General features: G+C 56.1%; 16 protein-coding genes, 2 rRNA genes and 6 pseudogenes. 10 read left to right on the top strand and 14 right to left on the bottom strand.

Annotation, left to right across the window (positions count from 1 at the left end; translation table 11 throughout):
• Window positions 1-106 precede the first annotated feature (106 nt).
• Together MUN79_RS08420 and MUN79_RS08415 are read left to right on the top strand one after the other, a co-directional pair.
• Window positions 107-1996: an NIDO-like domain-containing protein gene (locus MUN79_RS08420; protein WP_244677255.1), complete on the top strand. Its 1890-nt coding sequence runs from the start codon at window positions 107-109 to the stop codon at window positions 1994-1996.
• A 96-nt stretch (window positions 1997-2092) separates the two neighbouring features.
• A complete protein-coding gene (locus MUN79_RS08415) occupies window positions 2093-2719 on the top strand; it encodes a hypothetical protein (protein WP_244677254.1) in 627 nt (208 codons plus the stop codon).
• 110 nt (window positions 2720-2829) lie between these two features.
• On the opposite strand, the gene MUN79_RS30760 is transcribed toward MUN79_RS08415, so the two are convergent.
• The 12 genes and pseudogenes from MUN79_RS30760 to MUN79_RS08365 form a co-directional block, all read right to left on the bottom strand.
• Complete coding sequence (locus MUN79_RS30760; protein ID WP_311136688.1) at window positions 2830-3432, bottom strand: heme lyase CcmF/NrfE family subunit; 603 nt, start codon at window positions 3430-3432, stop codon at window positions 2830-2832.
• On the bottom strand, window positions 3321-5423 hold the full coding sequence (gene ccsA, locus MUN79_RS08410; RefSeq protein WP_311136687.1) for a cytochrome c biogenesis protein CcsA: 2103 nt from the start codon (window positions 5421-5423) through the stop codon (window positions 3321-3323). Before ccsA ends, MUN79_RS30760 begins: the two co-directional genes overlap by 112 nt.
• Before the next feature lie 84 nt (window positions 5424-5507).
• Window positions 5508-5603, bottom strand: coding sequence for a hypothetical protein (locus MUN79_RS30755; protein ID WP_311136686.1), 96 nt, complete (start codon window positions 5601-5603; stop codon window positions 5508-5510).
• The gene (locus MUN79_RS08405) at window positions 5564-5932 is read right to left on the bottom strand and encodes a hypothetical protein (RefSeq protein WP_311136685.1); all 369 of its coding nucleotides are present in this window, start codon (window positions 5930-5932) and stop codon (window positions 5564-5566) included. Before MUN79_RS08405 ends, MUN79_RS30755 begins: the two co-directional genes overlap by 40 nt.
• A gap of 135 nt (window positions 5933-6067) precedes the next feature.
• A complete protein-coding gene (locus MUN79_RS08400; protein WP_244677253.1) occupies window positions 6068-6313 on the bottom strand; it encodes a CcmD family protein in 246 nt (81 codons plus the stop codon).
• Window positions 6294-6964, bottom strand: a pseudogene (locus MUN79_RS08395) (cytochrome c biogenesis protein). Before MUN79_RS08395 ends, MUN79_RS08400 begins: the two are co-directional and overlap by 20 nt.
• Window positions 6965-7084: 120 nt before the next feature.
• A pseudogene (locus MUN79_RS08390) lies at window positions 7085-7725 on the bottom strand (heme exporter protein CcmB).
• 193 nt (window positions 7726-7918) lie between these two features.
• The gene (locus MUN79_RS08385) at window positions 7919-9301 is read right to left on the bottom strand and encodes a T9SS type A sorting domain-containing protein (protein WP_244677252.1); all 1383 of its coding nucleotides are present in this window, start codon (window positions 9299-9301) and stop codon (window positions 7919-7921) included.
• Between the two features lie 262 nt (window positions 9302-9563).
• Window positions 9564-9755 (bottom strand): hypothetical protein, encoded by a 192-nt coding sequence (locus MUN79_RS08380; RefSeq protein ID WP_244677251.1) that lies wholly within the window; start codon window positions 9753-9755, stop codon window positions 9564-9566.
• Window positions 9713-10066 carry a hypothetical protein gene (locus tag MUN79_RS08375; protein WP_244677250.1) on the bottom strand — a complete coding sequence of 118 codons (354 nt, stop codon included), beginning with the start codon at window positions 10064-10066 and terminating at the stop codon, window positions 9713-9715. The genes MUN79_RS08380 and MUN79_RS08375 overlap by 43 nt, the downstream gene beginning before the upstream one ends.
• Window positions 10051-12774: a TolB-like translocation protein gene (locus MUN79_RS08370; RefSeq protein WP_244677249.1), complete on the bottom strand. Its 2724-nt coding sequence runs from the start codon at window positions 12772-12774 to the stop codon at window positions 10051-10053. The genes MUN79_RS08375 and MUN79_RS08370 overlap by 16 nt, the downstream gene beginning before the upstream one ends.
• Window positions 12775-12797: 23 nt before the next feature.
• Window positions 12798-13891, bottom strand: a pseudogene (locus MUN79_RS08365) (NAD(P)/FAD-dependent oxidoreductase).
• A gap of 154 nt (window positions 13892-14045) precedes the next feature.
• Here MUN79_RS08365 and MUN79_RS08360 point away from each other — a divergent pair.
• The 8 genes and pseudogenes from MUN79_RS08360 (at window position 14046) to MUN79_RS08330 (ending at window position 22126) form a co-directional block, all read left to right on the top strand.
• A complete protein-coding gene (locus MUN79_RS08360; RefSeq protein WP_244677247.1) occupies window positions 14046-14681 on the top strand; it encodes an MBL fold metallo-hydrolase in 636 nt (211 codons plus the stop codon).
• 70 nt (window positions 14682-14751) lie between these two features.
• On the top strand, window positions 14752-15486 hold the full coding sequence (locus MUN79_RS08355) for a CDP-alcohol phosphatidyltransferase family protein (protein ID WP_244677246.1): 735 nt from the start codon (window positions 14752-14754) through the stop codon (window positions 15484-15486).
• Between the two features lie 136 nt (window positions 15487-15622).
• On the top strand, window positions 15623-16729 hold the full coding sequence (gene porU / locus MUN79_RS08350) for a type IX secretion system sortase PorU, long form (protein ID WP_244677245.1): 1107 nt from the start codon (window positions 15623-15625) through the stop codon (window positions 16727-16729).
• 468 nt (window positions 16730-17197) lie between these two features.
• Window positions 17198-17605, top strand: a pseudogene (locus MUN79_RS29950) (C25 family cysteine peptidase); the annotation flags it as partial.
• An 80-nt stretch (window positions 17606-17685) separates the two neighbouring features.
• Window positions 17686-18636, top strand: a complete 951-nt coding sequence (locus MUN79_RS08345; protein WP_262923052.1) for a C25 family cysteine peptidase — start codon at window positions 17686-17688, stop codon at window positions 18634-18636.
• Between the two features lie 211 nt (window positions 18637-18847).
• Window positions 18848-19057, top strand: coding sequence for a hypothetical protein (locus MUN79_RS08340; RefSeq protein WP_244677244.1), 210 nt, complete (start codon window positions 18848-18850; stop codon window positions 19055-19057).
• 587 nt (window positions 19058-19644) lie between these two features.
• Window positions 19645-20840 (top strand): annotated as a pseudogene (gene porV, locus MUN79_RS31750) (type IX secretion system outer membrane channel protein PorV).
• 9 nt (window positions 20841-20849) lie between these two features.
• A pseudogene (locus tag MUN79_RS08330) lies at window positions 20850-22126 on the top strand (M16 family metallopeptidase).
• A gap of 282 nt (window positions 22127-22408) precedes the next feature.
• Here MUN79_RS08330 and rrf read toward each other — a convergent pair.
• Window positions 22409-22520 (bottom strand): 5S ribosomal RNA (gene rrf / locus MUN79_RS08325).
• Between the two features lie 88 nt (window positions 22521-22608).
• A 23S ribosomal RNA gene (locus tag MUN79_RS08320) occupies window positions 22609-25512 on the bottom strand.
• Window positions 25513-25707 lie beyond the last annotated feature (195 nt).

Here is a 25707-nt window from a genome sequence, read left to right as displayed (position 1 = left end):
AGAGTTTTTTAGCACCTTGTACATTCATAACCAGCGGATGTAGTACATTCCAGCCACAAGTCTTTCCTTAAAACCTTTCACACTTTTCCTTACCAACTCCTACTTTATGACAAACTGGTACAAAACGGGTGGTGCAGCACAACACTGGCGGAAGCTGGCTCTGGCCGCACTGCTGGCCGGCGGATCCGCTGCGGCCCAAGCCCAAGGGCTGGACTATGCAGCCTCAGCTGCGCAAAACCTGGCCGGCACTTATACCGACCTGGGCACGACCGGCACTGCAATTACGATGGCTAATAATGATGACGCCAACTCGGCAGTCATTCCAATCGGCTTCTCGTTTACCTTTAACCGGACGGTTTTCACGGATTTCACCGTGAACACCAACGGCTTCATCAAGATGGGCACCACCGCTCCATCGGCTGCTAACATCACGAACTACATTGCCGCTCCTGACCTGAACATTATTGCTCCCCTGGGCGGTATTGACCTGGCTGGTGCGCTGAACCAGACGACTTCGCCTACCGAATTCCGGGTAGCCACCACGGGGGTCGCCGGCAGCCGGGTTTGCACGATTCAGTGGGAAAACCTGGCCGATAAAACGGCGCAGTTTGCCACCATTCAGTTCCAGGCTAAGCTCTACGAAGGCACAAACCGCATCGAGTTTGTATACGGCACCTGGACGGCCGGCACGGCTGCTCCACTTGGTGTAGGCTTCCTGGTAGGCCTGAAAGGCTCCAGCTCCCAATTCACGGACCGTCTGTTTGCCCAGAAGGCTTCCAGCGCCACGGCCTGGACGACGACCGTTTTCGCTACGGAGTCGGGCGGACTTATTCCTTCGCACTTTGCCCGCAACACCTTCTTGCCTGATGCGGGCCGTACGTACCGCTTCACCCAGGTGGCTTGCGCCCCTGCCGCTGGCGTGTACATTACTCCCACTGCTACTACAGCTCAGGTTGTGTTCAGCGGCCCCAGCAATGGCGCTGGTTACTCGCTGATCTACGGTCCTACGGGCTTCAACCCGGCCACGGGCGGCACGACGGTAGCCGCTACGGCTTCGCCTGCTAACCTGACGGGCCTCTCCCCAGCTACGAGCTACCAGGTATATATCCGTACCAACTGCAGCGCTACCGAGCAAAGCCCACTGGCAGGTCCTTTTGCCCTCACCACGCTTTGCTCGCCGGTAGCAGTTACTACCTTCCCCTACACCGAGAACTTCGACGGCGTAGCTAGCGGTACCCTGCCCTGCGGTATTGTAGTAGCTAACACCAACGCTGACTCGGTATCGTGGAAAAACCGCCGCACCGTACCCGGTGGCGCGGGCCCAATCGTAGTGGCTGCCTCGGGCGTTAACGGCCTGACCTACTACTACAATGAGGATGGCGCTACCCCCGGCAACGACTGGTTCTACACGCCCCCACTGTTGCTGCGCACCGGCAACCGCTACCAGCTCTCGTTTAAGTACCGCAACAGCGGCTCTAACTACACCGAGAAACTGGAAGTAAAGTATGGCACCTCGGCCAGCCCCGCCGGCCAGACCGCCACGCTGTGGAAAGACGAGGCCATTGCTGCCCCGGCCTTCCTGACGGCTGGTGCTACGAGCACGATTCCCGTAGTGCCTATCGTACCTACGGCTACCGGCAACTACTACATCGGCTTCCACGTGTACAGCGATGCTGACAAGTTCTTCCTGGCTATCGACGACCTGCAGGTGACGGCTACGGCTATCACGGGTACTTCGGCTGCTCTGGACTACGCCATCAATGTATTCCCGAACCCTTCGGCTGGCTTCTTCAACGTAGAAATCAAAGGCGCTAACGCCAAAGGTGCTATGCAGGTAGAAGTACTGAATTCGCTGGGCCAGATCGTGCACTCGGCTTCGGTACGCGACAATCAGCTCAACAAGCTGGACCTGTCGAACCTGGCTGGTGGCATGTACGTGCTGAAAGTGAAGTCGGGTAACGACTTCTCGGTTCGGAACATCTCGATCCAGAAGTAATTTTTCCGAATTCGGAACACGAAAAGGGCAGCCATAGGGCTGCCCTTTTTTATTGGATGGTTTGCCCCGCCTTCTTCAGTTTCCTTCTGCCCTCAGATGAAATACAACCTACTGCTAGCCCTGCTCTTCTTGAGTTTGTCAGGCTTCGGTCAGGGTAAGACTGTGCACATTACCCTTGATAAAGCCCGCTCAAGGTATTTCGACCCGCAGTACACCGCTTGTGTTGACAGCGCATTGGCCATTATGAATGCCGTCTTCTCATCAGCCGAATTCCAAACTCGTTACGCAGACGCCTCTTTTCCCAAAATCAATTACTGTGACGAGCAGGCCCGGGAAAACCAAGCTTCCGACTTTATCACCGGGCCACAGATGTACAGCACTTTATTTCAAGCTGCTCAAGCATCCTGGGCCGTGAAATTGAAGAGAAGAGGCCCGGCTTTAGGAAGCACGCTGCCGCATACCGGCATCACCACTGCCTACTACAAAAACATTCGCGCCGACATGCCTGAGCTTCCGCGCGCCTACGCCCTGGCGGTGAACCTGTGCCACGAGTACATGCACGAACTAGAGTACTGCCACCGCTCAAACCGTTTCAATGAGCCCGATGCTGCCCATCCCGACCCGGAAGGCTATCAGAAGGATATTGCATACCGCGTTGGCTGGGACGCCTTTTACCAACTGGTAGAGTGGGTTAAGCAGGGAAAACCCATACCGGACTTATAACAGTCAGCTAATCATTACGCACTCCATAGAGGCGACCTGACGAAGAATGCCCACAAAAAAGCCCCGACTAGTGTTAGTCAGGGCTTTTTTGTGGGCTTAACACCAGCAGCTTATGCTGCTTGAGCTTTGGCTTTCCGCACCTTAACCGGAGCTGCCAGTGGCGTCTTAGCCTCGGCTGAGCGGGCTTCGCGGCGGCGCTTGACCAGAGCCATACCAAAGCCCACAGCCATGAGCAGCGTGCCGCTCCAGAGCAGGTTGATGAAGGGCTTTTCCATGGCTTTGAGGATGATGTAGTCCTTCTGGGTGGTACTCACACCGAAAGTGAATTTCTGCTTGGTGGGGTCCACATTGATAAACACCAGCCGCAGGCCCAGATCTTCTACCTCGTCGGAAACCCGGCCCACCTGGTTGTTGCGCACCACAAACATGGGGTGAACGTGGTACTGCTTTTTCTCTCCGAACACCAGGAAGTCACCCTGAATGGCCAAGTCACCTTTGGCCAGGCCGAGGCCGGCCGTTTCGTGGGCCGGCTCCACGCCGCGGAACACAGCGAAGTAGTCGTTCAAATAAATCGTGTCACCGACCGACAGCACGTGCTCTTTTACCTCGCTCCAGTCCTTTTCCTTGCTGGGGTCGGGCACGGAGCTGATGTGGGAATAAATGTCGTGGCTGGCGAAACGCTTGATGTCGGGGGAAGCCAACAGGCCGCCCATTTCCTCGTTGACCTGGGCCCGGGATACAGCGTGAAGGTATTGCCCGACTCCTTTTCCTTGTAATCCACCTTATAATAGGTGTTTTCGGGCAGGATTTCTACCGTGTCGCCGGCTTTATAGTACACCTTGCCTTCGGCTTTGATGTCGGCGCGGGCCAGGGCCTTGTACTCGTCGTCGGTACGGAAAAGCAGCTCCTTGTTGACATAGCCGGGCACGCCGGGCACATCGTAGTACTGGCCGGTGTAGCTGATGTCGTAGCCGCCCATCGGGGCCGACTCGTTGCGCCACAGCAGCACGTTGTCACGGTTCAGGTCTTCGGGAAACTCCTTGGAATACACCATGCCCGACACGTTCTTGGAAATGATGTTGGAGTAGCCGGCTGAGGCCAGAATACCCAGCAGCATCAGCGAAATACCGATGTGAGCAATACCGCCACCCGACAGGGCCACCCGGCGGCGCAGCAGGGTGAGTACCACGCCCAGGTTAGCCAACACGCCAAACAGGCCCGTGGTGAGAAGCACGATGTAGACCGGGCTCATCTGCAGCTTGTTGTAACGCACCAGCAGGATGACCAGCGCCGCGCTGAGCAGCGTAATCATGCCGGGCACGGCCAGGGAGTTGGTAAGCGTCTCCTTGTCATTTTTCTGCCACCACATGATCTGCGCCAAGCCGGTCAGGAAAGCCACCAGCACGCCCATCCACAGCTGGATTTTGGTGTAGTGCGCAATCTGGTCGGCGGGCAGGGCCAGGTTCGATTTGATGCCCAGGAAGCCCAGGAAGGCATTATATACCGGAATGCTGGTCGTGAACAACACCTGGAAAGCACCTAGGCAGAGCACCGTAGCACCCACGAATACCCACAGTTCGGGGTTATAGGTGGTCAGCTCTTTCTCCGATATTGGAATTGATTTCCAGCGCGCTACCAGCAGCCAAATAGCCAGCACCACAAACGCCATCAGGTAGATTAGCAGCTGACCCGAGAGGCCCAGGTCGGTGAAGGAGTGCACGGAGGCATTGCCTAGCACGCCGCTGCGGGTCAGGAAGGTGGCGTAGAGAATAAGCAGGAAGGAAGCAATGACCAGCACGAAAGAAGTGCGCAGGGCCGTGCGGCTGCGCTGCCACAGCACCATGCCGTGAATAGCGGCCACCAGCACCAGCCAGGGAATGTAGACGGCATTTTCAACCGGGTCCCAGTTCCAGTAGCCCCCAAAGTTCAGTGTCTCGTAGGCCCAGTAAGCACCCATCATTACGCCCACGCCCAGTACCAAGCCGCCAAGCAAGGCCCAGGGCAAGGAAGGCTTAACCCACTTCGTCAGTTCCCCTTTCCAGAGGCCGGCAATGGCAAACGCAAACGGCACCAGCGTCAGGGCGAAGCCCAGAAACAGCGTGGGCGGGTGAATTACCATCCAGTAGTTTTGCAGCAGCGGGTTCAGGCCAGTACCATCCTTGGGAATAAAGTTGGGGTTGGTCTTAAACACCGGCAGATCCACCAGGAAGTCACGCAGCAGGATAAAAGGCGACGAGCCCAGCTTCATATCCAGCACCACCACGCCCAGAATCATGGAGGTGAGGAAGAGCTGCACGAAGGCAAAGACGGCCATCACCGGGGCTTCCCACTTGCGGTGGAAGCGCATAATGGCCAAGCCCAGCAATACGTGCCAGAAAATCCAGAGCAGGAAGCTGCCCTCCTGCCCTTCCCAGAAGCAGGAAATCATATAGTACACCGGTAGGTGGTTGCTGGAGTGGCTCCAGGCGTAGTAGTACTCGTACCGATGCGTGTAGATGATGGTAAACAGACAGGCAATGATGGAAATCACTGCCACGCTGTGCACCAAAAAGGCGGTGCGGCCAATGCGCAGCCACGACCCATCGGCTTCCCCGAGCGGCCGGTTGCGGGCCGCCATGTAATAGGAGTAAGCCGCTACCGTGGCGGCCACAAAAGCCACGATAACACTCAGGTGCCCCAGGTCGCCGATGAAGGTATTAAGCATGAGCTTGGTATTAGGTAAAGGTAGTGCAGAAGAGAAATCGGCAAGACGAGGAGAAGTTTCGAGGCCTTGCCGCCCAGCTTCCGCTTAGCGCGACGCCGTAGCGCCTTTGATGTCCTTCTCCACGTACTTGGAAGGGCACTTCAGCAAAATCTTGTCGGCCACGAACACGTCGTTGCGCATGGCTCCGGTAATGACCACCTGCTCCGACTTGTCAAAGTCCTGGGCTTGGGGTTGAAATAAATCACGCGCTGGGCAATGCGGTTGGTATCCACTAGCGTGAAGGCGAAGTAGTTGGGGTCTAGCGTGGGGTTGTACTCCAGGCCCATAATGTTCTTCTGCCCATCGCGCGGAAGGCGGCCTACCACGTGAACTTTGGTCAGGTTACCGTCGGCGGCCCGCTCCCGGGCCTCGCGGAACGAGACGTACACGCTGGCATCACCCACGGTGCTCATGATGATGACAATGGCCACGGCAATGATGCCAATGACGAAGAGATGAGATTTTTTCATGATGTTTCAACGGTGCCGGGCTGGTAGGCCGGCTTTACTGAACAACCAAAGGTGCCCGAAAAATCCGTCGGGCCGGAATTCATTTTGTATTCAGCCACCTGATCTTTGTCAGGTAGCGAAATTGACTTTTTCGGCTTACTGATCCTTCAGTTCCCGCTCCAGACGGCCCACCTTACGGTCGAGCGACACGAGGAAGGCTAGCAGACCGGCCAGAACCACCGTAATAACGGCTACCACCACGTAGATTTTGCCGTTCTGGCGCAGGGTATCGGCCATTTCGGGCGAGTCGGCGGCCGACTGGGCAGCGGCGTGCAGCACGGGCAGCAACAGGGCCAGCAGCACGAGCAAAGCCGAGCGGAGCTTAGGCAAGCTGTTTTTCATATACTTTTTGTTTGAGCAAAGCAATGCGGCTGGCTACCTGAGCCAGCCAGAAGGCCAGCAGCGTCCAACCAATAACGGCCGGGTAAAACACCAGGCGCATGTTGTCGTCGAGGTCGTATTTGGCAAAAGCCGGGTTGCCACCGGCCCCGGGGTGCAACGAATCGGTGAGGCGGGCAGAATGTAGAACAGCGGCATGGCCGTGGCGAAGGCGAAGATGTTGTAGATGGCCGAAATGCGGGCCCGCTGCTGCTCGTCGGTAAAGGAAGAACGCAGCACTAGATAAGCCCCGTAGATCAGCATGGCAATGGCCGCGCCGTTGAGCTTGGGGTCATTGGTCCACCACGTGCCCCAGGTATACTTGGCCCAGATGCTGCCCGTAGCCAGCCCCACCACACCCATCAGAATACCGGTGCGGGCCGCCTCGTGGGCCCGAAGGTCGAGCTCCGGCACGGGGTTGCGCAGGTAGCGCACCGAGTAAACCACCGAAGCAATCAGGATAAAGGTCATGCCGAACCACATCGGCACGTGGAAGTACAGGTTGCGGATGGTTTCGTTTAGAATCGCCAGCCGGGGCACCGGCACGAGCAGGCCCGCAACTGCCGTATACAGCAGCAGCACCACGGCCAGGGCTTTCCACCAGTTGTTTTTCATGAGCAGCAATAGATAAGCTGCGCCGGGCGAGCCAGCACAGAACGCAGGAATAACAGGCAAGCCAGTTGATTTGTCACAACCCCTGAGCCAGATTTATCGTTTAACGCCCCCGCTTTTGTATTAGCTGCGCCATAGGAAGGGAAACAACAGGTACGACACGGCACTCACAATCATGTTCAGGGCTACCAGCGTGAGCAGGGAGCTGCGGCTGGCATCGAATTCCAGGCCGTCCAGGGCATTTTTCGAAACTTTAATGAGCAGCAGCAGCATGGGCACCATCAGGGGAAGCCCAGCACAGCCATCAGCGTGCTGCTATTGGTAGCCTTAGCCGCAATGCCCGACACCAGCGTCAGCGTGGAGGCGAAGCCCACAGCGCCCAGCACCACGTTGGCCAAAAAGAGTGGCATGTTCTGCACGGGGTTGCCCAGCACCACGGCGTACAGACCGAAACCAGCCAGCGCCAAGCCTAAAAGCAGCAGCGCGTTATAGACAATCTTGGCCATGATGACGGCCTGGGGCTGCACCAATGTATAGTAATAGAGCAGCCGGCCGCGGCTTTCCTGCAAAAAGCCCTTTGCCACGGCATTGACAGCCGTGAAGAGCAGGATAATCCAGAACAGGGCATTCCAGGCGGGTACCGGTAGCTCCCCACCCCGCAGGGCAAAGCTCAGGTAGCACACAAACACGGTACTGCCCACGTACAGCAGCATGCCGCTCAGGGCAGCGCGCTGCCGCCATTCCAGGCGGAAGTCCTTCTGAATCAAATACCAAATCTCGCGGAGGAGCAACACGGTACAGCGGCTGGTGAACAGGGCCGCAAAGATACAACCCAACCTCCGGATAGGCCTCACCTAAGTTGATTATTCGCCACGGGGCTACCGGCGAGGCAAGTACTGCGCAAATAAAAAAGCCTTCTGCGGGTGGCAGAAGGCTTTTTTTGGAATACAGTCCTACTTACCTAGCTACGGCAAACTTCCCGGTAGCGGTAGCACTTTCCTGGGTCAGCTGGTAGGTGTAGAGGCCCGGAGCCAACGCTTGGGTGCTGCACACCAGGCGGCCATTCACGGGTTTGGCCGCGTAGGTAGCCACCACCCGGCCCGTCAAGTCCAGCACGCACAACTCGGCGGCAGCAGCAGATTTGCTTAGCTCAAAGGTGATGAAGCCGGAAGCTGGGTTGGGATACACAGCTAGGTGCAGTTTCTGCTCAGCTGGCTGGGCTGCGAGTACAGTGCTACGAAACGGCAGGTAATCAACCAGGCCCAGGGCCACATTGTCGGGCTGGTGGAAGATGTGAGCCTCAATTTCGGCGGCCGAACTGGTGCCCCAGTCGTTGTTTTCGGCCGTGATGCTGGCGGGGGTATTATTATAGATGTCGTACACCTGCCCGCCGTTACCGTTGTCGGCCAGCAGGTTCAGGCCCACGTCGGTGCTGTCGGTGCTGGCCAGGTTGCCAAAGCTGATGCGGGGTGGCTGCGCCGTGGTGCTGGAGCGCTGCAGCGTAACGCCGTAGAGGTTGCGCCGGACAATGTTGCGCGACACCACGCCTACCTGCGTCGCGGTGCCGTTGAAGTTCAGCCCGCTGCCGCCCGTCTGGGCGTTGGGGTTGATGTTGTTGTCAGTAATGACGTTCTGGGTGATGTAGCTGGTAATGTTGCCTCCCACAATAGCAACCCCGAAGCGGTTGTTGCGCACGATGTTACGCCGGATCTGCACCTGACTCACGGCACTCGTACCCAGCAGGTTGGAAATGCTGATACCACCGGCCATCAGGTAGCGTCCTACCACCAGATTGCCCTGAATGATAATTGGCGTAGTTCCGCCAATGCCCAGGTTGATCTGGGGCCAGTTGCCATTCTCGGTGCTGTTGGCTACCAGCACGTTATTGCGGATGATGGGCGAAGTGGGCCGGTTCGAGGGGCTCAGAATGCCGGAGCGGGCGTTGCCGTAGATGCGGCAGTTGGTGATGCGCGGCGTCCCGCCCGACAGGCTGATGGCGCCGCTATTCGTGGCTTTGGTCCCAATGGAAGCCACCTGGTAGCGCACCACGCAGCTGTCCAGCTCCAGGCTGGCATCCACTACTTTGATACCGCCGCCGTACTCTACCACGGTTTTGCGCAGCCGGGAGCCTTCACTCGTGGCTGAAAACCAGAACCCCTGAAAGGGCTTGGTGGGGTCCACTGCCGTGATTTTAACGGAGTCGCGCGGGTTGATGAGCAGCACCCCATCCACGTAAAACAGGGCCAGGGAAGCCATTTTGATAGTCGCGTTGCTGCGAATGTCCAGCGTGTCGCGGGCCGACAGTCGAATGGTGTCGTTTACCTGAACCGTGCCGCCCACCGTGGTGACGTAGCCCCGGAGGCCGCTTGCAGTTGGGCCAGCGTCCAGTGCACACCCGTGCCCGGGTGCGGTACTGCGCTCGGACAGGCAGCCAGGCACCCATAGTAAGCAAAAGCAGGAGTAAGTGTTTCTTCATAGAAAACGCAAAAAAGGAGTTCGGAAAGGAAAAGGAAGATAGAGCTAAAAACCCAAATGAGGCACCCAGGTTGCCCCGAGTGCCTCATTTGGGTCTGCATGGCGGATTTTAACCAGCCAGGCCGTTTTAGAAATCGTAGCCGAGCGTGAAATAGAATTTGGGACCTTTCTGCACGTAATCCTCCTGCCCCCAGGCCACATCGGCTTTGCCGTAGAAGCCCAGTAGCGTGGTGCGCATGCCGAAACCGTAGCCAATCAGCAGCGGGTTGCGGAAGTTCACGACCGTAGCCGTGAAGCCGTTGCCGTTGCCCCCGCGCACCTGGGTGTTAAACGAGTTGTTCTCGTTGAAGGGTTGGAGCCAGAATAAGCCGAGCCAGCATCACCGAAGGCCGTGAGCTGCAGGTTGCGGAAGAAGCCCGAATAAATAGGCTTGCGCGTGAGGTACTGGATGATGGGCACGCGGAATTCGGAGTTGAACAGCACGTAGCGGGGTCCGTTACGCTTGCTGTAGTCGAAGCCGCGCAGGTTGGTCACAAACTGCTGGTAGAACACCTGCGTCGGGTCGCTGAGCAGGGCGTTGGTGGGCGTCAGGCGGGGGTCGTCGTAGCGGGCATTCAGCCAGTTGTCCATGCCCCGAGGCGGAAGGTCTGGGCGGAAGTGCCAAAGAAGGACCCGAAGCTGGCCCGGTTGGCCCAAGTAATCTGCCGGTGAATCTTCTGGTAGTGCCGCAGGTCGATGTAGATTTTACCGAAGTTCTGCGACCCATCGTCAATGCCGTTGAGCTTGAGCAAACCAATTTTCATGCGGGTGCCTTCCATCATGTTGACCCCGGTGGAAATGGCATTGTCAAACACCAGTTCTCCACTTACTCCGATATAGCTGCGGTTGATATCGTCCTCGGTGCTGAATTTGCTGATGACCGTGCGGTTCACGTTCACGAAGCGTGGGCCGCCGCGTACGCTTAGGTTATGGGTCAGCGGGTAGGCAATAGTGGGCGACACCTCGTGACGGCCAAAGCGCAGCCGCTGGTTTTCGGCATCGAAGAAGTAGGCTTGCTTCTGGTAGCCGATGCTCCAGTCGTAGCGCTTCTTCAGGTTGGTATACTCCGCGTAGATATTGCTGGTGCGCAAGTCGGTGAGGGCAAAAATACCGGCCCGGACGCGGTGGTCCTCAAACAGGTCCGACATGTTGGCCTGCCCGATCAGGCCCAGACCCAGCAGCGGGTCGGCGTAAAGCGACGATACCACATTGTCGATACTGAAGCGCTTGTCATACTTATAAGGACCAGCCACCGAGAAAGCATCGGCCGGCGGGGCCGTGGGCAGAGCCGCAACTACGTCGTTCCGCCTGCGGCGCGGCGCGTTGGCCCGGCTGGGCACATCTTCCTCAAACTGGTAGTCGCTGGTGTTGATTTGCTGGTCGTTCTTGCTGGGCGCCACGTTGTTATCCTGGGTATCGGCGGCCACGGGTGTAGCGGGCTGGGTTGCGGCCCGCGCCGGAGCCTTTGACCGGTCTTCCAGGGTTTCCTGCCGCGCAGTTTTGTACAGAACCAGATTTTCGGGCAGCGGGTACGTGGGGTACAGATACACAAAGTCGCGCGACTTGTCGGCCGCTACGAAGCCCAGCGTGCTGGTGGTGGCGTTGTAGTCGAAGTTCTCGATGTTGGGCAGGAAGCTGCTGACCGGCACGTGCCGCTTGGTCTTAAACGAGTACCGGTAGATGCTGCGCACTCCGCTTTCTTCGCCCAGAAACAGAATTTCGTCGTCGGAAATGGCCCGGGGCCTTCCTTCGTTGGAAATGGTGCTGACCAGGGTTTCTACCGGCTGCGTCCGACCGTCGAGGTGGTAGATAAACAGGTCGTAGTTGTTGACCACGTTGCCAAACGAGCCTTTGGCGGTACCGGCCGAATCCAGCCAACGGTTAGAGCTGAATACGATGCCGCTGCCGTTGGGCAAAAACACCGGCTGCACATCATCGAATACATCGTTGGTAAGCTTTTCGGGCGTACGGGTACCGGCCCGCAGCACGTACAGGTCATTCTGCCCGTTGCGCACCCCGCTAAACACCAACGACTTGCCATCAGGCGAGTAGTTCAGGTCCAGAATCTGCGAGAAAGGCTTGAAGATAGACGACGAGTTGCGGCCAAAAATGGCGTCTACAAACTGAAACACGAAGTTGGTAGGACCAGCGTCGGCCGAAACCAGGCTCAGGTTCATGTTGCCTTTGTATTCGCCGGCCACGGCTACCTGGCTGTTGCTGCGCCAGGCCAGGGCCGGCAGGCGGGTTTCCACTTGCTGATCCGGAGTCTTGTAGCCGCCCCGGTAAATGGCGTGCCGGCCCGAACCATCCCGGTTGGCTACCATCACCCGGTACCGGCCCCGCTCGTTGGACACGTAGGCCAGACGCTGACCATTGGGGCTCAGCACCGACTGGGAGTAAATGAGGCTTTTACGGTTGTTCTTGACGACCTGCCGGCTTTCCTCGGGCAGCACGAAGGCCGTCTGGGGCTGTACGTTGAGCTGGCGGTAATACGCCACCCAGTCTTTCAGGAACACCTTATAAGGCACGTTCAGCGAGCTGCTGATGCCTACTTCCACGTCGCGGGTGATGCGCGTCAGGTTCAGAATGTTCTGAATGGTGGTGTAGCCGTAACGCTCGGCAATGTAGTTCCAGATGCTCTGGCCGGCCAGTTCGGGGTTGCGCACGAAAAACTGAGCGGGACGGTTTGACTCCACTTTCTGGGTCATGTCCCGCATATAGTCGTCCATGTCCACGCTCCAGCCCTCGGATGCATAAGCTGAGGCACCCGACACAAACCAGTCGGGCAGCTGCAGCAGGTAGCTGCTCTGGATGACTTCCTTCAGGCTGCCGCCGTACATCATGTCGTTGAGCAGCACCTTGGTAATCTGGTAGCTCAGGTCGCGCTTAAACAGGGTTTGCTGGCCCTGGAAAGCCAGCTGCACCTTGCTCATGCGCAGCAACTCAGTTTCGCCGCCGGTCTGGTACTTATCAGTGTCCAGGCCCACGTTGCTCTGCCGCAGGTCGCCCACGGAGTTATAGAGCATGATGGTGGTCTTGGAGTAGGGGTAGTAGCCAATCAGCGAAGTGATGCGCTGCAGCTCCTTTTCCGCGTACTCAGCCGCTCGGCGGGCCGCTACCTCTCCGCCGGCGTAGTAATAGATGTTAAAGTTCTGCGTGCTGAGCTGCTGCCAGGTGAAGTCCTTGTACTGAATACGGACCCGCCCAAACGGCTCTTGCGCCGACTGGGCCTGGGCTGCGTCTCCTCCCGACAGCACCAGAGCTGCCGATAACGCCACGAGTAAGGATACGTGCTTCATAGAGAAGGCAAAAAGCGGAGAAATCAGGAAGAAAAGCCGGCCTCGGAAAGGCTAGCTAAGTATAACGCAGAATACCGCTCGATATTGACCTCGGACCATAATTCCGCGGTGCCTTCCAGCACATCGGCAAAATGGGCGGCCAGCCGCGGAGCAATCATTACTCCCTTGGAGCCGAAGCCATTACATATACTCACAACCGGCCAAGCCGGATGCGTACCCACTAACGGTTTTCGGTCGGGCACGGTCGGACGCATTCCCATGCGCTGACCGGTTACCGAAAACGGCTGGTCCGTCATAGCGCTCAGCTTTTGACTGAGTTCCTGCCGGGCTTGCTCCGTAATATCCGCCGCAAACGGGGCCGCCGGTATGTGGCGCCCACCCGAAAGCGCTGCTGCCCCAGCGGCACCACATAAGCGCCCCGGTTGAGCACCTGGGCTTCGGATAAGCCCGGGCATTCCACGTCGAGCACTTCTCCCTGGTTGGGCCGCAGCGGCAGCCAGTTAAAGTACGGATTTTGCGTCGCCGCGCTGCCTTCGCAAAAGATAATGTGCCGGGCACGCACATCTTTGCCATAAACAACGCCGCTGTCGTCGACAACAAGCTGTTGCGGGTCAAAAGTTTCGCGCCGCAGCCACCCATTTTGCCGGCCCTCGGCAGCCAGTGCTTCCAACAGCTCACGCAGGGCCACGTAGCCGCCCCGCCGAATCGTCACGCCCCCGAATTCCTGCCTCAAACCGGCCTGGGGCGCCGGGTTCAGGTTAATGTCGGTCACGAAATCCTCCCACGGATTATCGGCGCTGCGGGCCAGAATGGCGTTTTGCTCGGCTACCGAGGAGAGTAGCTTCAGAATGGGTACCTCAAAAAAGAACTGCTGGCCGAAATGAGCCTCCAGTTCCCGGTAAAAAGCGGCAGCTGCCGTCAGCAGCTCGTCGGCCCGCCAGGTAAGGGCGAAGCGCTGCCCGGCTACCGGGTTCATCAGCCCGGCCGCCACGTTCGAGGCCGAATCCGGCTGGTAGACATCCAGCACCAGCACGGCATGGCCCCGGCGGCGCAACTCGTAGCTCAGCGCGGCCCCGGCAATACCGTGGCCGACAATCAGGTAATCATAGCTCGTCATGAGTGGCAAGGTAAGAGGAAAACAGCGGGGCGGCGGGGCCACAAAGCGGAAGCAGACCGCGGCGCATGCGCGCTACTATGCATGTTCGGGCGAAGACTCGTAACTTACCTCCCCATTCTCTCTGGCGGCTGCCAGGTTTATTTTAGCAAGCTTCATGACCGTTTCTGGTTTTACGTTCAACGCCTTTTCCGAAAATACCTACCTGCTCCACGATGTCACCGGCCAGTGTGTCGTCGTAGACCCGGGCTGCTACGACAAGGCCGAGCAACAGGCGCTGCGGGCCTTCATCGAGGCGCAGGGCCTGCAGGTAGTATTGCTGGTAAACACCCATTGTCATATCGACCACGTCTTTGGCAATGCGTTTATCCTGGATATATATAAGGTGCCGTTCCTCATTCACGAGGCCGACCTGGCGACGCTGCGGGCCGTGCCTACGTACGCGCCCAGCTACGGCTTTGCCCAGTACCAGCCGGCCGAGCCCACCGGCTTTCTGACGCCGGGTACGCCGCTCACCTTCGGCGACACCGAGCTAGAAGTGCGCTTCGCCCCGGGCCACGCTCCGGGCCACGTCGTGTTTTACCACGCCCCCACCCAGGTGGTCGTTGGCGGCGACGTACTGTTTCAGGGCAGCATCGGCCGCACCGATTTGCCCGGCGGCGACTACAATACGCTTATCAACAGTATCCGCACCGAGTTGCTTACCCTGCCCGACAGCGTGACGGTGTATCCAGGTCACGGCCCGGCCACTACCATTGGGGCGGAGCGAGTTGGCAATCCGTTCTTGCGCTAACCGAGTACTTACTCGCTCGGCAGCGTCTTGCTTCCTATCCAAACCCTGATTTTCAATCCCAGCTTTCTACTTGAAAAAGCACCTTCCCAACGCGCTGACCTGCCTGAACCTGCTCTGCGGCTGCCTGGCCCTAACGCTTATTCTGGGCCTAGACTCTAAAGACGACCTGTCCTCTTCTTTTTCCTGGCTGCCGCTGAAGCAGGCCTCCTACCTGATTGGACTGGCAGCCGTAGCCGATTTCCTGGACGGCCTGGTGGCCCGGGCGCTGCACGTTTCTTCCCCCATCGGCAAAGACCTGGATTCGCTGGCCGATATGGTTTCGTTTGGCGTGGTCCCCGGCGCTATTCTGTTCAAACTGTTGGAGCATGCTCTACCCTCTACCGGGCTGCCGTCCTGGCTGGCCTACCTGGCTTTTACCGTCAGTATCTTCTCGGCCCTGCGGCTGGCGAAGTTCAACAACGATACCCGGCAAACCGACTCTTTTATCGGCCTGCCCACCCCGGCCTGCACGCTGGTGGTAGCCGCTTTGCCGCTTATCCTGGTTCACGACTCGTTTGGCCTAACAAACTTTATCCTGAATCCGTGGGTGCTGCTGGCCCTGACGGTACTGCTTTCTGGCCTGCTGGTGGCCGAAATTCCGCTCTTCGCCCTTAAGTTCAAGAACCTGACCTGGCAGGACAACTCCCTGCGCTTCATCTTCCTGCTGCTGGCTGTCGGGCTGCTGCTGGGGCTGCAGGCCGCCGCTATTCCGCTGATTGTGTTGTTGTATGTGCTCCTTTCCGTGGTGCGGCCGGCTCACGGCTAATATTTTGGATAGTAGCTCTGCAATATTTGTTCTTCATGGTAGTTAAGTAGCTGGTGTAGTGATGAACCGCTTCTATAATGAGTGTGTTGCAAGCTCATCCCTGTTTCTGCTCCGCCTATTGCCCGAATCTACCTCTATGCGCTACTCTACTTTCCTGGTTGTTTTATGGTATTCTATTGCTGGAATTCTGGCCCCGGCGCGTGCTCAGCAACCCGAGCAAGTGGTCCGGCAACAACTCGCCTGGAACGGCCACATCGAGGCAGCAAATAAAGTAGGACAGCTCCGGAGAGTGCCCACGTTTGAAGGTGCTATCTTCCGGCTTGCCGACCAGTACCCCAGCTTTCAGATCCGCGTACCGGGTCAGGTTGGCCAAGGCAGCGTACGCAATGCCGTGTACGAGCCTTTTTCCCCTGCCGACGCCAAGCTGCTTGCTACGATCAACCTACCCACTACGGCCACGGCTGAAGTAGTGACCGGCACCGAGCAACGCCGGAAGGTCAGCTTTGCGCTTATTCCGGCGGTGCGCCGCAATGCCCAGAGTGGGCAGGCCGAAAAGCTGGTTTCCTTCGAATACGCCTACTCCCTGACTTCCGAGCAAGGCCGCCCCGCCAAGATTAAAAAAGCCCGCACCTATGCCAACTCCTCGGTTTTGGCCCAGGGCGACTGGTATAGAATCGGCGTGGCAACCAGTGGCATTTACAAGCTGGACAAGAAGGCCCTAGAGAGCATGGGCATCAGCATGCAGGGCCTTGACCCGCGCCGCCTCAAGATTTACGGCAACGCTATGGGCACTCTGCCCCAAGCCAACAGCGCCTACCGCCCTGATGACTTGGCGGAAAATGCCATTTTCGTGGCCGGCGAGGCTGATAATTCCTTTGACGATGCCGACTACGTTCTCTTCTACGCCCGTGGCCCTCATACTTGGAGCCTGGATACCAGTGGTATAGCTCCGCGGTTTAAGCACGACCTGAACGTTTACGCCGATACGGCTTATTACTTCGTCACAGTAGGTAGCACGCCTGGTCTGCGCGTAGGGGCTCCCCGCACCATTAGTGGCAGACCCACAGCGACTATCAATCAGTTCCTGGACCGGCAGTTCCACGAGCATGAATTGATAAACCTCGGCAAATCGGGTCGGCAGTGGCTGGGCGAAGGGTTTTCCAAAGACGGCTCGCCCGGGAATTCACCATTCCCACGCCTGATCTGGTGCCTGGTGCCACGTTGCAGCTTACTTCGGAAGTAGTGGCGTCATCAGCCGTAAAGACTGACTTCTTGGTCGCTCTGAATGGCTTACCCTTAGGCACGCAGACTGTTGAACGCATTAGTGGCACCAATTACGCGGAAATAGCTAATTCCGACTTACATACTTTTTCTTACCCGATTCCGGCCGTGCCGCCGACAGAAGCCAAGATTCGACTTGCCTTTAGCAGCCCTAACGACGCTGCAGCTCAAGGCTACCTTGACTATCTGGAAGTGAATGCTCCCGCCGGCTGCGGCTGACAGGCAACTTCCTGGAGTTTAACTCCCTGCCCGGAGTACCATTCAGCGAGTTTCAGCTGGGGGCTAGCAGTGCGCCTACCGTGTGGAATGTGAGCAATCCTCGCCGGCCTTACGCGCTGGCCCTGAATAGCAACGGCAGTTTTGTGGCCCCACCGACAGCGTCGGGGAGTTTGTAGCCTTCACAGGCAGTGAATTTCCGGCTCCACCGCGTTTGTTCAAGGGCCGCCTAGCTAATCAAAACCTGCACGCCCGTCTGAACCGGAACGGGCAGTTAGATCTGGTCATTGTTACCTACCCGCCCTTCAAACCCGAAGCTGACCGGCTCGCCGCACACCGTCGCTCCCACGACAAATTGAACGTGGAGGTCGTAACGACGACTGAAGTGTATAATGAATTCAGCTCCGGGGCCCAGGATGTTACGGCTATCCGCGACATGATGAAGATGGTGTACGACCGGAATTCTAGTGGCAAGCAGAACTACCTGCTGCTATTCGGCGACGCCTCCTACAACTATAAATCGGACCCAGCCAACGATTTGGACAAGGTCCCTAGCTGGTGGAAAGAACGGTCACCGCTGGAAGCGGATAAAAACGGGCAGAATTACGTTCCGACCTACGAATCTCGTGAGTCTTTCTCCCTTACGTACTCCCGCCCGCAGAGCAAGGGTATGTTACCTTCTGCTCCGACGACTATTTTGGCCTGCTCGATGAGGAGGAAGGTGAATGGAACGAAAACTACAGTAATGACCTGCTTGACATCGGTATTGGCCGCCTGCCCATCCGCACTCCCCGCGACCAGCCCCGTTCCCTGGCCCAGGCAACGCTGGTAGTCAACAAGCTCATTCGCTATGACGAGCCGATCAGCTTTGGTAAGTGGCGCAACCGCATCACGTTTGTAGCCGATGATGGTAACGGCGCTATCTTTATTACTGAGGCCTGCGAACCTCAGGCCGCCAGCATTACCGCTGACCACCCGGAGTTCAACGTGCATAAGGTCTACCTGGATTTGTATCCTCAGATCATTGCATCCGGGGGCCAACGCTCTCCCGAGTGCAACCGAGCTATCGATGAATCCATTGAGCAAGGCTCCCTTATTACGCACTACAGTGGCCACGGCGGCCCCTCGGGGTGGGCCGATGAGCAAATCCTGACCAAGCAGTCGGTACTGGCCTTGCAAAACCGCAACCGTCTTACCTTCATGGTTACCGGAACCTGCGATTTCAGTACTTATGATAACCCCGAAGAGGATTCAGCGGGCGAACTGGCCCTAACCAATGTGGAAGGCGGAGCCATAGGCTTGCTTACCACCACCCGGCTGGCCTTCGCCGATCAGGCAGTTAGTATAACTAGCCCGCTCTACAACACCATCTTTAAGCCAAACAATGGTCAGATGCCACGCTTGGGAGAAATTACTCAGTTCTCCAAGAATAATGGCAACCGCAGCACCACCACCCGCAACTTCATACTGCTTGGTGACCCAACGACCCGCCTAGCGGCTGCCCAGCAGGAAGCCGTTATTGATTCTGTGAATGGCAAGCTGGTTACCGCCGCTGCCCTCGACACGCTGAAAGCCCTGTCTAAAATCAAGCTTTCGGGGCCGTTAGAAATGGTCAGACAATTAACGGTCAATTTTCCGGGCAAGCACACGTAACGGTATACGAGAAGCCTACGACGGTTAATACGCTGAGAAATGAATCTGACGACTTAGAGGTAATCAAGGTTCCCATTCAGGAAAACATCATCTACGACGGTCAGGCAACGGTAAAGAATGGCCTCTTCACAATCAACTTCGTAGTCCCAAGGATATCAACTATAGCATCGGCTTAGGCAAGATTCAGCTCTATGCCAAAGATTCCGTCCGCGTGGTTGATGCCAAAGGCTACCGTCCCACGTACGTAGGCGGGGCCGATGCACTTACCCTGCAAGACACTATTCCGCCCCTTATCAAACTGTTTATGGACCGGGAGTCATTCGTGTTCGGTGGGATTACGAATACCACTACCACACTTATCTCCCACCTCTCCGATGCCAGCGGCATCAATACCGCCGGGCTGGCATTGGTCACGAAATAACGGCGACCCTCGACAACGACCCTACCAAGCTGACGGTACTCAACGATTTCTACACCGCGGACGTCGATAGCTACCAGTCGGGTAAAGTCCGGTATCTGTTCAAGGACCTGGCTACGGGCCCGCACGTACTGCGGCTCAAAGCCTGGGACACCTTCAATAACTCGTCTCAGCAGGAAATTGAGTTTATTGCAGCCAGCCAGGAAAAACTGGCATTAGAGCACGTATTGAATTATCCGAACCCATTCTCCACCAAAACTACATTCCAGTTCGACCACAACCACGCGAACGAAGACTTGGATGTTCAGGTACAGATCTTCACAGTTTCGGGCCGTTTAGTGCGCACCCTGCGCACCACTGTACTTGGCAGCAGCCCGCACGTTGGCCGCGACTCTCCAGAACTGACTTGGAACGGCCGCGACGAATATGAAGATCAACTAGCCCGGGGCGTCTACGTTTACCGGGTCAGTGTGCGCTGCCCAGGTCATAATAACTCCGCTTCTAAGTTCGAGAAACTGGTTATTCTTAATTAAGCTTTCCGCATCCTTCGCCTTTTTTAGTTTCTCTTTCGCTTTTCTTGTTCTCCTTTTATGACACTGTTGAAGCTGCCTTTGCGATTAGCGCTCCTCCCCGGCTTGCTGGGCGTCTCTATCGCAGCTCAGGCTCAGAGTTCACCGAATACCATCACAACTGCCGTTCCGATTCTGACTTTGAGTCCTGATGCTCGTTCGGCAGCCTTGGGCGAGGCGGGAGTAGCCATTTCACCCGATGCCAATGCCTCGTACCACAATGCTGGTAAATTGGGCTTTGTCACTAGCAAGTATGGGGTGTCGCCTTCTTACTCTCCGTGGCTGCGCAACGTAACCGACGATATGGGTCTGGCCTACTTGTCGGGCTTCAGCAAGCTCGGGCAGCGCTCAGCTATTTCGGCTTCGCTGATGTACTTCGATTTGGGCACGATTTCCTTCCGTGACGAGAAGAACAACCCTAAGGGCGACTTCAACCCAAGGAATACGCGGTGAGTGTGTCCTACGGCCAGAAACTAAGCGAGAACTTCGGCGTGGGCATCACTGCCCGCTACATCCGCTCCAACCTAACGGGCGAAACCATCAGCGGCAAGCCCGGCAATGCCGCTGCCGTTGATCTGGGTGCTTACTATACCAAGGATCTGTCCATCGGCCCCAGCGACTACAACCTGGGACTTGGTGCCACTATCTCGAATATTGGCAACAAGATGACGTATACGAACCCGCTGCAAGCCGACTTTTTGCCCACAACCCTGAAGCTCGGAACAGCCCTTACCCGGGAGCTAGACGCTTACAACAAGATTACCTTGACCGTTGATGCCAGCAAGCTGTTAGTACCTACCCCTTACTATATGGAGGGTGACACGGTAGGTTTCGGCAAAACCATTAAGACCAAAAACGAAGAAATTCGCGCTAAGGGTATCGTAGGCGGCATCGTAGGTTCGTTCAGTGATGCTCCCGGCGGCTTTAGTGAAGAGCTAAAGGAAATCAACATCTCGGCCGGCCTAGAATACTGGTACAATGATCTGCTGTCTGCCCGCGTAGGTTACTTCTACGAGAACCCCGTGAAAGGTGACCGGCAGTACCTAAGCTTCGGCTTAGGTGTGCGGTACCAGGTCTTCGGAGTAGATGGTACGTACTTGGTACCCAACCAACGTGCCAACCCCTTGGCTCAAACTATTCGCGTATCCTTGCACTTTAACTTTAATAAGTCAGAGGAAGCCTTCGGAACCGGCGACGGTTCCGCTCCAGTCAACTAACCTGTTTCTATGCTCGACCGTCAAGTCGCTCCTCCCGTTCAGCCGCTGGCCAGCGTTACGCTACCAGCGGCTGACGTGTTTTCGCTCCCCAATGGAGCCCGTTTGCACGTCATCCATAACGACGCCCAACCAGTCGTCCGTCTGCAGTTGGTTTTCCCGGCTGGTAAGTGGTATGAACCCACGTCAGGATTATCCATGCTCACTGCGCGGATGGTACTGGAGGGTACACATACCCGTACTGCGCGCCAGCTGGCCGATGAAGTAGCCTTCTACGGGGCTTCCTTGGAGTGTGAGCAGGGTTTCGACCAAGCTACCCTAACGCTGTACTGCCTGAGTCGTCACTTGGAGTATCTGCTGCCTGTTATCACAGATGTCGTTTCTGCGGCCTCCTTTCCTGAAGTGGAATTAGCCCAGCTCAAGGCTCGCACTATTCAGAACATTCGGATTGAGCGGCAGAAGACAAGCTACCTAGCCTCTGAACACTTTTCGCGCACTCTATACGGCCCTAGCTACCCTTATGGCCGCATGTTCGATGAAGCAATCGTGCAGGAGGTAGCACGTGAAGAGCTGCTTCGCTTCTATCACGCAACTTACCAATTGTCCAAGGCTGAAATTTTTCTCTGCGGTGATGTCAGTGAGGCCCATGTTCAATTGGTAACTAACTCAATCGGGCAACTCGACAGCTTTAACTCTGTGGAGCCGACCGTAACAGAAGAGCTACCAACTCCTTTAGCATCTGCCAATGAATACGTTCATATCTCGGAAGCTATGCAATCCTCCTTGCGGATTGGACGCTTATGGCCTAACATGAGCCACCCTGACATGCACAAGCTACAAGTGCTCGTAAAGGTCCTAGGGGCTATTTTGGCTCCCGATTGATGAAGAACATCCGCGAGGATAAAGGCCTCACCTACGGTATTTATGCAAGCATTGGTTCTAGGGAGCATGCCAACAATCTTGTTATCGGCACCGACGTGAATGCAGCATCTACTGCAGTAGCAGTTCAGGAAGTGTACAAAGAACTATCTGCGTTGCAAACAGAAGTCATTCCGTCTGAGGAATTGCAAACAGTCAAAAACTACATGACCGGTAAGTTTGCAAATGAGTTAAGCACTGTTTTCGAGCAGTGTGACAAGTACAAGAACCTTATTTTCCTTGGGCTTCCCTCCTCCTACTATTCAGACTTTGTAAGGGAAGTCAATCAGGTAACTGCAGAGGAGCTACAAGCATTAGCTCAGGAGTACCTGAGCCCATCCTCTATGACCGAAGTAATTGCTGGACCATAAATAACCAGAACCAACAAGAAAGGCCTCGTTAGTAGATCTAATGGGGCCTTTTTTTATGAGTCAGTAGGTAAAAGAAGCCCACATAGGTCATTCATCATGCACAACTGATAGCTGTTAACTACATATCCTAAGCTATTAGTCTAGCACAGGAAGCCAGTAGGCCGGTTGCAGGAGAACTAAAATGTAGGAAACTGAGCAGCGCGAGGCAGCTGGGGCCAGGGCGGGTATAAAACGCGACTGCCCCTCGCAGCACGAAGTCGCGAGGGGCAGGGCTTGGAAAAAGGTTGGCGGCGACCGACTCTCCCGCCGGTGAAGGCAGTACCATAGGCGCTACGGGGCTTAACTGCTCTGTTCGGAATGGGAAGAGGTGAACACCCGTGCTAAAGCCACCATTACTGGTGTCAGGATCACATGCTAGTGAAACTGTCAAATCGTTGACGCAGGAAACGGGTAAGAAGAAAAAGAAACAAAAGAGCTTGGTCTACTAGAAGCGCTCGAGTCATTAGTACTGCTCGGCTCGGCCATTTCGGACCTTCGACCTGCAGCCTATCAACGTGGTAGTCTACCACGACTCTTATTATGGGAGATCTCATCTTGAGGTGAGTTTCGCACTTAGATGCTTTCAGCGCTTATCTCATCCCAGCGTCGCTACCCGGCGCTGCAACTGGCGTCACAACCGGTGCACGAGCGGCTGGTCCAACTCGGTCCTCTCGTACTAAAGTCAGGTCCTCTCAAATCTCCAACGCCCACCACAGATAGGGACCGAACTGTCTCACGACGTTCTGAACCCAGCTCGCGTGCCACTTTAATCGGCGAACAGCCGAACCCTTGGGACCTTCTCCAGCCCAGGACGTGACGAGCCGACATCGAGGTGCCAAACCTCCCCGTCGATATGAGCTCTTGGGGAGATCAGCCTGTTATCCCCGGCGTACCTTTTATCCTTTGAGCGATGGCCCTTCCATGCGGAACCACCGGATCACTATATCCGTCTTTCGACCCTGCTCGGCTTGTAGGCCTCACAGTCAAGCCCGCTTCTGCTATTGCGCTCTGCGTACGGTTACCAAGCGTACTGAGCGGACCTTTGAAAGCCTCCGATACTTTTTTGGAGGCGACCACCCCAGTCAAACTACCCACCAGACACTGTTTCCCGGTTAGAGATTAGGCGCCAAGCAACACAAGGGTGGTATTTCAACGTTGACTCCACGATGGCTAGCGCCACCGCTTCACAGTCTCCCACCTATCCTACACATGTGTTACCCAGCGTCAATGTCAAGCTATAGTAAAGGTGCACGGGGTCTTTCCGTCCCGTGGCGGGTACTCGGCATCTTCACCGAGACTACAATTTCACCGAGCTCACGGCTGAGACAGCGCCCAAATCGTTACACCATTCGTGCAGGTCGGAACTTACCCGACAAGGAATTTCGCTACCTTAGGACCGTTATAGTTACGGCCGCCGTTTACCGGGGCTTCGATTCAAACCTTCGCCTTGCGACTAAGTTCCCCTCTTAACCTTCCGGCACCGGGCAGGTGTCAGACCTTATACTTCCTCTTACGAGTTCGCAAAGTCATGTGTTTTTGTTAAACAGTCGCTTGGGCCTTTTCACTGCGGCTTCTTGTATTGCTACAAGGAAGCGTCCCTTCTCCCGAAGTTACAGGACCATTTTGCCGAGTTCCTTGGCCGTGATTCACTCGAGCACCTCAGGATTCTCTCCTTGACTACCTGTGTCGGTTTGCGGTACGGGTTACTTCATTGTTAAAACGCTTAGCAGGTTTTCTTGGCAGTCTGATTAGGTACACTATCCCGTTGGCCGAAGCCGCCAGGTACTATCATGTTTCAGCAAAGTCGGCGGATTTACCTACCAACCCTATACCTACGCACTTCAACGGGCACTTCCGTCCGCCCGCGGTACTTTCACTTCTGCGTCACTGCATCACTGAATGAAGTAAGTGCTGGAATATCAACCAGCTGTCCATCGACGTAGCCTCTCGGCGTGGCCTTAGGTCCCGACTAACCCTGATCCGATTAGCGTTGATCAGGAAACCTTAGTCTATCGGTGGGCGGGTTTCTCACCCGCCTTATCGTTACTCATGCCTACATTTGCTTTTCTGGCCGCTCCAGCATCCCTGACAGAACACCTTCACCGCTGACCAGAATGCTCCCCTACCACTTACGCATAGCGTAAATCCATTGCTTCGGTACCGGACTTGATGCCCGCGTATTATCGATGCCCTCTCGCTCGACCAGTGAGCTGTTACGCACTCTTTAAAGGAATGGCTGCTTCCAAGCCAACCTCCTGGCTGTCAAAGCAAGTGGACCTCCTTTGTTCAACTTAGTCCGAATTTAGGGACCTTAGCAGATGGTCTGGGTTCTTTCCCTCTCGGCCTGGGACCTTAGCACCCCAAGCCTCACTGCCGGCTATATTACTAGGCATTCGGAGTTCGTCAGGATTCGGTAGGCTATGACACCCCCTAGTCCTATCGGTAGCTCTACCTCCTAGTAACTCAACGCCGACGCTGTACCTAAATACATTTCGGGGAGTACGAGCTATTTCTCAGTTTGATTGGCCTTTCACCCCTACCCTCAAGTCATCCAAATCCTTTTCAACGGAAACTGGTTCGGACCTCCAGTTGGTTTTACCCAACCTTCATCCTGCTCAAGGGTAGATCACAAAGTTTCGCGTCTACCTCCTCTGACTCTGCGCCCTATTCAGACTCGCTTTCGCTGCGGCTCCAGACGTCAACGTCTTTAACCTTGCCAGAGAAGAGTAACTCGTAGGCTCATTATGCAAAAGGCACGCCGTCAGCCCACTAAAGGCCTCCGACCGCTTGTAAGCACACGGTTTCAGGTTCTTTTCACTCCGGTATTCCCGGTTCTTTTCACCTTTCCCTCACGGTACTAGTTCACTATCGGTCTCTCAGGAGTATGTAGCCTTAGCGGATGGTGCCGCTGGATTCAGACGGGGTTTCTCCGGCCCCGCCCTACTCAGGAATCCTCTACCGTACACTACCAGCTCGCTTACCGGACTCTCACCGTCTATGGTTGACTTTCCCACGTCATTCAGCTAAAGTAATGTAATCAGATGTTGAGGTCCTACAACCCCGGACTGGCCGTAACCAACCCGGTTTGGGCTCGTCCCCGTTCGCTCGCCACTACTTGGGGAATCATTGTTATTTTCTGTTCCTCCGGGTACTTAGATGTTTCAGTTCCCGGGTTTGCCCCATTCCGTAAACGGATGGTCTCTACGCTTCACGTAGAGGGGTTGCCCCATTCGGAAATCTTGGGATATAACGGGTATGTGCCCCTCCCCCAAGCTTATCGCAGCTTATCACGTCCTTCATCGCCTCTGAGAGCCTAGGCATCCCCGTGTGCCCTTCGTTACTTCTGTAACTTCCTGATTGCTCAGGAAGAGCTCTTACGGCTGCTGTCGGCTTGCGCCCACAACAGCGATGTTGTTTTCTTCTTACTCGTTTTCCTACGTCAAAGAACTTATGAAGCACATTCTGCTTCAAAGGGGAAGCTGTTTGTTACCAAACAGGCTTCCTAATACATTTTATTCTCACCGATGAACACTCATTTAGTG

It is taken from the genome of Hymenobacter cellulosilyticus (assembly GCF_022919215.1).
GTDB lineage: Bacteria > Bacteroidota > Bacteroidia > Cytophagales > Hymenobacteraceae > Hymenobacter > Hymenobacter cellulosilyticus.
Note: the sequence above shows the minus strand (reverse complement) of the source record. Positions and strands in the feature narration are given on the sequence as shown.

Excerpts from the sequence above, each read along its gene's own strand:
- MUN79_RS08420 (WP_244677255.1), top strand. The coding sequence starts at position 107 with ATGACAAACTGGTACAAAACGGGTGGTGCAGCACAACACTGGCGGAAG.
- MUN79_RS08415 (WP_244677254.1), top strand. The coding sequence starts at position 2,093 with ATGAAATACAACCTACTGCTAGCCCTGCTCTTCTTGAGTTTGTCAGGC.
- MUN79_RS30760 (WP_311136688.1), bottom strand. The coding sequence starts at position 3,432 with ATGGGCGGCCTGTTGGCTTCCCCCGACATCAAGCGTTTCGCCAGCCAC.
- ccsA (WP_311136687.1), bottom strand. The coding sequence starts at position 5,423 with ATGCTTAATACCTTCATCGGCGACCTGGGGCACCTGAGTGTTATCGTG.
- MUN79_RS30755 (WP_311136686.1), bottom strand. The coding sequence starts at position 5,603 with ATGCGCAACGACGTGTTCGTGGCCGACAAGATTTTGCTGAAGTGCCCT.
- MUN79_RS08405 (WP_311136685.1), bottom strand. The coding sequence starts at position 5,932 with ATGAAAAAATCTCATCTCTTCGTCATTGGCATCATTGCCGTGGCCATT.
- MUN79_RS08400 (WP_244677253.1), bottom strand. The coding sequence starts at position 6,313 with ATGAAAAACAGCTTGCCTAAGCTCCGCTCGGCTTTGCTCGTGCTGCTG.
- MUN79_RS08375 (WP_244677250.1), bottom strand. The coding sequence starts at position 10,066 with ATGGACAACTGGCTGAATGCCCGCTACGACGACCCCCGCCTGACGCCC.
- MUN79_RS08370 (WP_244677249.1), bottom strand. The coding sequence starts at position 12,774 with ATGAAGCACGTATCCTTACTCGTGGCGTTATCGGCAGCTCTGGTGCTG.
- MUN79_RS08360 (WP_244677247.1), top strand. The coding sequence starts at position 14,046 with ATGACCGTTTCTGGTTTTACGTTCAACGCCTTTTCCGAAAATACCTAC.
- porU (WP_244677245.1), top strand. The coding sequence starts at position 15,623 with ATGCGCTACTCTACTTTCCTGGTTGTTTTATGGTATTCTATTGCTGGA.